General features: G+C 57.6%; 2 protein-coding genes. One reads left to right on the top strand and one right to left on the bottom strand.

All coding sequences use genetic code 11. From position 1 onward, the window contains the following. Position 1 precedes the first annotated feature (1 nt). Positions 2-202: a YbaN family protein gene (locus tag AC1DOC_RS32315; protein WP_478131401.1), complete on the top strand. Its 201-nt coding sequence runs from the start codon at positions 2-4 to the stop codon at positions 200-202. Between the two features lie 207 nt (positions 203-409). On the opposite strand, the gene AC1DOC_RS32310 is transcribed toward AC1DOC_RS32315, so the two are convergent. Next, a complete protein-coding gene (locus AC1DOC_RS32310; RefSeq protein WP_478131402.1) occupies positions 410-1,759 on the bottom strand; it encodes an amidohydrolase in 1,350 nt (449 codons plus the stop codon). Positions 1,760-1,771 lie beyond the last annotated feature (12 nt).

Here is a 1,771-nt window from a genome sequence, read left to right as displayed (position 1 = left end):
GATCACCAACTGGCAGACTTCTGGGGCAATTTCACGTTCTACGAAGTGGGTCATCACCGCCAGCATGGTGGCAAGTTTCTCTCTCATATTTCTGGAAACACAGTCGCGCGGCATCCAGGTTACTGTGGCGATCGTCATGCTTGCCGTGCTCGTCTACGTCTGGCGACGACCGGAGCAGCCGAGCATGCCCACAGCGGTCTAGACATGATGGTCGCCGCCCAGTAGACAGGCGACCGGTCTCCAACATCGTAGGTTGCATCCAAGGACGCAGAGCTACACGCTGCGACTTACGTCGTCAGCAACAAGGAGACCGACCATGCAAGAGCGAAGATTCACGTGGGTTTGGATGTCCGCAAGGACAGTATCAGCATGGCGGCGCCCGATATACGAGGCTGGCCCGGCGATTTCGCTATTTGCGCGCGACGGACAAAGCGTTCAACACCGAAATGGTCATTGCCCCCACTGAGGTCTTTATCGAGGTTTCTGCGACCGGTGCGAAATAGGGGGAGTGATTCGCTACCACTCCTCTGCCATCGGACTTCGCAGAAACGATTGCCCGTGGGTCAAGGCCACCTATGAAGAAAAACATTGCCGGAATGCCGGCTTCTGTGAACGCCGAGAAGTCTTCGCTCGCACCAATCGCCGGGACTTGCACAACCATTTCACCAAATGCTTTCCGAAGCTCCGCTATGGTGCCATTCACCAGTTCCTCGCTGTTGATAACGGAGCCCGTTGCTGCGCCGAACTCGATCGTCGGTTCTGGCGCAGCCGCCATGGCCGCTGCCGCCAGCGCCGTGCGACGTACGCCTGCTATGAGCTTTTCGCGAACTGCCGGCTGGTATGAACGTATGGTTCCACGCACAAGAACTCGATCCGGAATGATGTTTCCCGCACTTCCGCCCTGGAAGGCTCCTACCGTTACGACACCGAACTCCGTCGGCTCCTTCTCTCGGCTCACCACAGTTTGGACGTCCTGCACAAACCGCGAACCGATCACGATGGGATCAATAGTTCGCTGAGGTGCCGAACCGTGCCCACCTATACCTTTGAACACGATCTCAAAGCTGTCGGAGCTGGAAGTAATTGGACCGGCACGAAAGCCGATTTGACCGGCAGGAGAACCCGATACGTGCAGGGCAAACGCGAAGTCAGGACGGGGAAAACGTTTCAGCAACCCATCGTCAATCATTGCTTTGGCGCCAGTCCCGAGCTCCTCGGCCGGTTGCGCGACGAACAGCAATGTGCCTTTCCATCGATCCTTTAACGAAGCCAGAATTCGTGCTGTTCCGACCCAGCTTGCCATGTGCACGTCATGGCCACATGTATGAGCGACAAAGGTCTGGCGGCCGTTCCATTCGACCTGGACCTTGCTGGCGTATGGCAGGCCGGTCTTTTCTTCCATGGGAAGTGCGTCCAACTCGGTCCGCACCATCACCGTTGGACCGGGACCATTCTTGYAGACCGCAACCACACCCGTGCCACCAACCTTCTCGGTTACATCGAAGCCCGCACGGCGCATTTCGTCAGCGAGTTTCGACGCGGTTCGAAACTCCTTGAAGCCCAACTCAGGATGCGCGTGAAGGTCCTTGTAGAGCGACTCAAGCGAAGGATACTCGCGGTCGAGGGGGGCCGTGACGCCGATCCCAGGTCCAGGAGCCTGGGCAAACAAAGAGGTCGAGACTCCCAGGCAGCAGATTGCAACTCCGAGGCGAAGCGATCGCTGTATCCAATGAAAGTTCTTCGCAAGTTGACGTGGCATGTCCGCTGATCC

The sequence above is a fragment of the Variovorax sp. 01T439_2 genome (assembly GCF_056398445.1).
The sequence above is the reverse complement of the archived record's forward strand: the minus strand, read 5'-3'. Positions and strand labels throughout refer to the sequence as shown.